This window comes from Thiolapillus sp., assembly GCF_048562965.1.
Taxonomy (GTDB): domain Bacteria; phylum Pseudomonadota; class Gammaproteobacteria; order Chromatiales; family Chromatiaceae; genus Thiolapillus; species Thiolapillus brandeum_A.
Map to the genome: position 1 here is coordinate 1 of NZ_JBHNMF010000204.1, position 5,607 is coordinate 5,607.

5 protein-coding genes are annotated in these 5,607 nt (G+C 61.3%); all 5 read left to right on the top strand.

Annotated elements, in window-relative coordinates:
- The first annotated feature begins 356 nt into the window (after positions 1-356).
- The 5 genes from thiD to ACOCD2_RS11290 all read left to right on the top strand — a co-directional run bounded on the left by thiD (position 357) and on the right by ACOCD2_RS11290 (position 5,419).
- On the top strand, positions 357-1,127 hold the full coding sequence (gene thiD / locus ACOCD2_RS11270; protein ID WP_293885369.1) for a bifunctional hydroxymethylpyrimidine kinase/phosphomethylpyrimidine kinase: 771 nt from the start codon (positions 357-359) through the stop codon (positions 1,125-1,127).
- Positions 1,124-1,747: a thiamine phosphate synthase gene (gene thiE, locus ACOCD2_RS11275; RefSeq protein WP_293647715.1), complete on the top strand. Its 624-nt coding sequence runs from the start codon at positions 1,124-1,126 to the stop codon at positions 1,745-1,747. The genes thiD and thiE overlap by 4 nt, the downstream gene beginning before the upstream one ends.
- An 8-nt stretch (positions 1,748-1,755) precedes the next feature.
- Positions 1,756-3,042, top strand: coding sequence for a glutamate-1-semialdehyde 2,1-aminomutase (gene hemL / locus ACOCD2_RS11280; protein ID WP_293647717.1), 1,287 nt, complete (start codon positions 1,756-1,758; stop codon positions 3,040-3,042).
- Between the two features lie 59 nt (positions 3,043-3,101).
- The gene (locus ACOCD2_RS11285; protein WP_293647719.1) at positions 3,102-5,057 is read left to right on the top strand and encodes a VTT domain-containing protein; all 1,956 of its coding nucleotides are present in this window, start codon (positions 3,102-3,104) and stop codon (positions 5,055-5,057) included.
- Positions 5,058-5,167: 110 nt separating this feature from the next.
- Positions 5,168-5,419 (top strand): response regulator, encoded by a 252-nt coding sequence (locus tag ACOCD2_RS11290; RefSeq protein WP_293647721.1) that lies wholly within the window; start codon positions 5,168-5,170, stop codon positions 5,417-5,419.
- Positions 5,420-5,607: the final 188 nt, after the last annotated feature.

The following is a 5,607-nucleotide window of genomic DNA, read 5'->3' on the forward strand; positions in this document are numbered from 1 at the left end:
CAGCTTTGGATGAGAATTTTGCCAGGGTTTGCCCCAAACCCGGCAATCCCCCCGGAAATTCTCTGGTCACTGTGCTGCTGCGCATGGTGGCTTGAATAATTTCTGGGAAACTTCAGTTACTAACTTGACACCAATATAGAGAACGCTCTGCCGTGATGTCTTGTTCCGAGGCAGGCTTGGAACCCTGAGCACCCCCCCTATATTGATGCCGGTTTAATATTGTTCTTGCTACGTCCAATCCACGCCTGAAATAACCGGAAAGACGCTGTAAACTGCTTATGGACGTTATAATTGTAGACCATATTCTGGTTTTTACCCGCCTATAAGACGGGTATATATTGGGTATACTGCATACCATGTTTCACCCCAATCCAAAGCCCGTGGTACTTTGTATCTCCGGGCATGATCCCTGCGGCGGCGCCGGCATTCAGGCCGACATCGAGGCTGTTGCCGCCCAGGGCGCCCATGCCGCCACGCTGATCACCTGCCTCACCGTGCAGGACAGCAGCAATGTCTATGAGGTACTCCCCGTACAGCCAGCGATTCTGTTGAGGCAAGCCACCCGGATTGCCAAGGACTACCCTGTCGCAGCGATCAAGATCGGGCTGATCGGCAGCGCGGAAACCGCCAATGCGCTTCAACAGATCCGGCAACTGCTGCCCGATATACCCCTGGTGCTGGACACCGTGCTCGCTTCTGGCGGTGGCCAGGGCATCGGCGCCGCCGCTTATCTCGAACCGCTGATACCCCTGAGCACCCTTCTCACCCCCAACCGCCGGGAAGCCCGTGAACTCAGTGGCGGGAACACGCCGGATGCCTGTGGGGCAAAGCTGTTGCAAAAGGGCTGTGGAGCGGTTCTCATCACCGGTGCGGACGAGTCCAGCCACGGCCAGGTCACCAATACGTTGTACAGGAACGGAGAAACCCGCCACTGGCAATGGCCCAAGCTGCCCGGCGACTACCACGGATCGGGCTGCACCCTGGCTGCCGCCATCGCCGCTCAGCTGGCACTCGGCGAGCCGCTGACAGAGGCCATCGCCAGAGCGCAAGCATACACCTGGGAATCCCTGCAGCAGGGTTTCCGGCCCGGTAGCGGACAATTTATACCCGACAGGATTCGCCCGTGACGGCGCTGGCGGGCCTGTATGCCATCACCGTGGACGGTACGCGGGGAGATACGCTGTACAGCCAGGTGGAGTCCGCCCTGGCCGGTGGCGCCTGTATCCTGCAGTATCGCGACAAGTCCGGGGATACCCTTCGCCGCCTGACAGAAGCCAAAACACTGCTGCAACTCTGCGACGCGCATCAGGCATTGCTCATCATCAACGACGATATCGAGCTGTGCCGACGCAGCGGTGCTCATGGCGTACACCTGGGAAAGGAAGACAGGGATCTTCCCGGTGCCAGAAAAATCCTGGGAAAGGACAGTATCATCGGCGTCTCCTGCTACAACGACCTGCAACGGGCTCGTGCCGCTGCTGATCAGGGCGCAGACTATGTGGCTTTCGGCGCCGTCTACCGTTCTTCAACCAAACCATCGGCCGTGAATGCCGGGCTGGCGCTGTTGCGCGAAGCACGGACAGCACTGGATCTGCCGATAGTTGCCATCGGCGGCATAACCCCGGAAAATGCCCTACCCGTCGTCGAAGCAGGTGCAGACATGGTCGCCATGATCCAGGGCCTGTTCGGCCAGGAAGACATTTACCGGGCCGCCGAAAACACCAGCAGACTATTCAAACCATTTTGAGGAAACCCATGAGCAAATCTCACGAACTTTTCCAGAAAGCACAGCAGCACATCCCCGGTGGCGTGAACTCTCCCGTGCGCGCCTTCAAGGGCGTGGGTGGCGACCCGGTGTTTATCGAAAAAGCCGCCGGCTCCTGTATCTACAACTCCGAAGGCCGCCGCTATATCGATTATGTCGGATCATGGGGCCCCATGATCCTCGGTCATGCTCATCCCGAAGTCATCGAGGTGGTGCAGGCAACCGCCACGCGGGGTCTGTCCTTCGGCGCGCCCACGGCACTGGAGATCCGTATCGCCGACAAGGTCTGCGAACTCATGCCCTCCATCGAGATGGTGCGCATGGTCTCTTCCGGCACCGAGGCCACCATGTCCGCCATCCGCCTCGCCCGGGGTTACACAGGACGGGACAAGATCATGAAGTTCGAAGGCTGCTACCACGGTCATTCGGACTCCCTGCTGGTGAAGGCCGGCTCCGGCGCCCTGACCCTGGGGGAGCCGTCCTCTCCCGGCGTGCCCACCTGCCTGGCGGAACAGACCATCACCCTGGACTACAACAACCTGGAGCAGGTGCAGGAAGCCTTCAGCCAGATCGGCGAAGAAGTGGCCTGCATCATCGTCGAGCCTGTGGCGGGCAACATGAACTGCATCCCTCCGGTACCGGGTTTCCTGGAAGGCCTGCGCCAGGTCTGCGACCAGTACGGTGCCGTGCTCATCTTCGATGAAGTCATGACCGGTTTCCGCGTGGGCCTGGGCGGGGTGCAGGGCCTGTACGGCATCCGGCCTGACCTCACTACCCTGGGCAAGGTCATCGGCGGCGGCATGCCCGTGGGCGCCTTTGGCGGCAGACGCGAGATCATGGAGAAGATCGCGCCTCTGGGCCCCGTGTACCAGGCGGGCACGCTTTCCGGCAACCCCGTGGCCATGGCCGCCGGCCTCAAGACCCTGGAGCTGATCTCCGCACCCGGCTTCTTCGAGGAACTGGGCCGGAAGACCGAAACCCTCATCACCGGCCTGGTGCAGGCAGGGAAGGAGGCAGGCATCCCGGTCACGGAAAACCATGTCGGCGGCATGTTCGGCCTGTTCTTCTCCGATGCCGACAGGGTGACAGACTTTGCCGGCTCCATGGCCTGCAATCAAGAACAGTTCAAGCACTTCTTCCACGCCATGCTGGACCAGGGCGTGTACCTCGCGCCCTCGGCTTTCGAGGCAGGCTTCGTTTCAGCAGCACACAGCGACGGAGATCTCGACACCACGCTGGACGCCGCGCGCAAGGCTTTCGCCACACTGGGCCAGTGAGCGCCGCATACTGGCCAGATCAGGGGGAACTGCCGGGCCAAAGCCCGGCCTGATGCACCATGGCTGAAACCTTTCAGCAACTCCTGGCATGGGTCAGCGCCAACCCCGGCTGGGCCGGTGCGGTGGTGTTCCTCATGGCCTTTGCCGAATCCCTGGCGATGGTGGGCATGGTGGTGCCCGGTGTCGCCATCATGTTCGCCGTGGGCGCACTCATCGGCAGTGGGGCGCTGGATTTCCGGGTCATGGTGCTGTGGGCGGTCATCGGCGCAGTGGCTGGCGATGGCCTGAGCTTCTGGCTGGGAAAGAAATACCAGCGCCAGCTGACCGGCATGTGGCCATTCAGCAGGCACCCGGCCATGCTGGACAAAGGCATTCAGTTCTTCCAGCGCTATGGCGGCAAGAGCGTGGTGCTGGGACGTTTCTTCGGACCGGTCCGGGCCGTCATTCCTCTGGTGGCGGGTATGATGAACATGCCCGCCACCAATTTCGTGTTTGCCAATGTACTGTCCGCACTGATCTGGGCTCCCGCCTACCTGCTGCCGGGCATGGCCTTCGGCGCTTCCATGGAACTGGCTTCCGAGGTCGCCCTGCGACTGGTGATTCTGCTGGTGGCGCTGGTGGGCAGCCTGTGGTTCCTCGGCTGGCTTTCCCACCGCCTGTTCCTGCTCATCCAGCCCCGCAGCAAGCAACTGCTGCAGCGGGTCTTGCAATTCGGTGAGCGCCATCCCCGGCTGCGCCGCATCGCCAGGGCACTGGGAGATCCCCGGCACCCGGAATCCGCTGGTCTGGCCATGCTGGCGGGTCTGCTGGTGCTCAGCAGCAGCATACTCATCGTCATTGCCCTGCTGCCCCAGTCGCCATTACTCATCGCCGACAGCGCCCTGCACCTGGGCCTGAACAGGCTGCACAACCCGACGGGCGACCACATCATGCTCGCCCTTTCCGCCCTCGCGAGCAGCAGCGGCACCCTGGCCATGCTCATCGTCGTGGGCCTGGTGCTGTGGATATCCGGATTGCAGCTCTCGGCACGACACTGGCTGGCTGGAGCCGGCGGCGTGTGGCTGCTGAGTATCGTGCTGGAAGCCCTGGCCCGCCAGTCCCCCTGCCTGCTTACGGCCATACCGGATGTCTATGTGCTGCGCGCCTGGGTGTTCTTTTCCCTGGGCGCCGTACTCGTGGCGACCCCCGTCAGCCAGGCCAAGCGCTGGCGCGTGTATTCCGCCGCCACCCTGCTGATCGTCGCGGTCATGTTTTCCCAGCTCTATCTCGGTTCAACCCTGACGGCAGTGCTGCACGCGCTCGGCGGAGGCCTCATCTGGAGCACGGCTCTGGGCATGGCCTACCGGACACACGGCCGGGAACAGAAGATCTTGGGGCGGCAGGCACTGATACTGGCTATCAGCCTGATCCTGCTGGCCTTTTCATCGGCAATCAGCGTCCAGGCGCCACCACCTGCTCCAAACCTGCTGAAGATCCAGAGCAGCATGAGCCTGCAGGACTGGCAACAGGGCGGCTGGCGGCAACTACCGCACTACCGTGATGATGTATTGAACGGCAGGAGTCGCCCGCTCAACCTTCAGATCGCGGGTTCTCCGGCAGCATTCATCGACAAACTGAAACAGCAGGGCTGGGAAAAGGCCCAGACCGCCCGCGGCCTGTCCTGGCTGAAGCTGCTGGCCTCGACAGACGATATCGCGCAACTGCCCCTGCTGCCCCACAGCCATGCAGGTCGCATGGCCTACAGCGTCCTGAGCAAACCCGACGGCGACCGGCGGCAGGTGATCTACCTGTGGCCAAGTACCTGGATCATCGAAGACAGCGGCCAGCCCGTGTGGCTGGGGGAAGTGACCTCACAGCAGAAAAAGCAGTGGCTGGGCATGCTGTACTATCCCGTAAGCACGGGTGACGGAAAACCCGCACTGGATGCGCTCGAACAGGATATGCGGGCCGCCGGAATGCGCTTCCACACGGCTGATAACGGTGAGTTGCTGCTGTACCCGGCTGGCGCGTTTTGATCAAGATTCCACGGCCTTCACATTTTCAGCATGCCGGGGATGGCTGGGAAGACGGCTTGCTGTAGTATTGGCAGGCGCACTTGCGGAAATAACCACAAATGGAGAAAACGATGAAGGTACTACTGGTTGATGATTCCAAAGCAGCACGTTTTGCCATGGGCAAACTGCTGAAAGACCAGGGGTTGGAAGTGGAAATGGCAGCTTCAGGAGAAGAAGCGCTGGACAAGATCGCCACCGAAGCGATTGATATCGTCTTCATGGACCAGTCCATGCCTGGCATGGGTGGTATTGCAGCGACAACAGCCATCACCAGCAACGAAAAAAACCGCACATATCCCGGTAGTACTCTGCACAGGCAATAGAAGGGAGCAAACTGGAACAGATGGCCGAGGAAGCCGGCGCTATCGGCGTCCTGACCAAGCCGCCCCAGGAAGACAAGCTAAAGGCCGTTCTTGCCACCATCAACATGGAAACCGTCACCGAGGAAACACCCGAGGAAGAAGCAGCGCCCGAAGAAGCGGCTGCAGCCCCGGCAATCGACATGGATGCC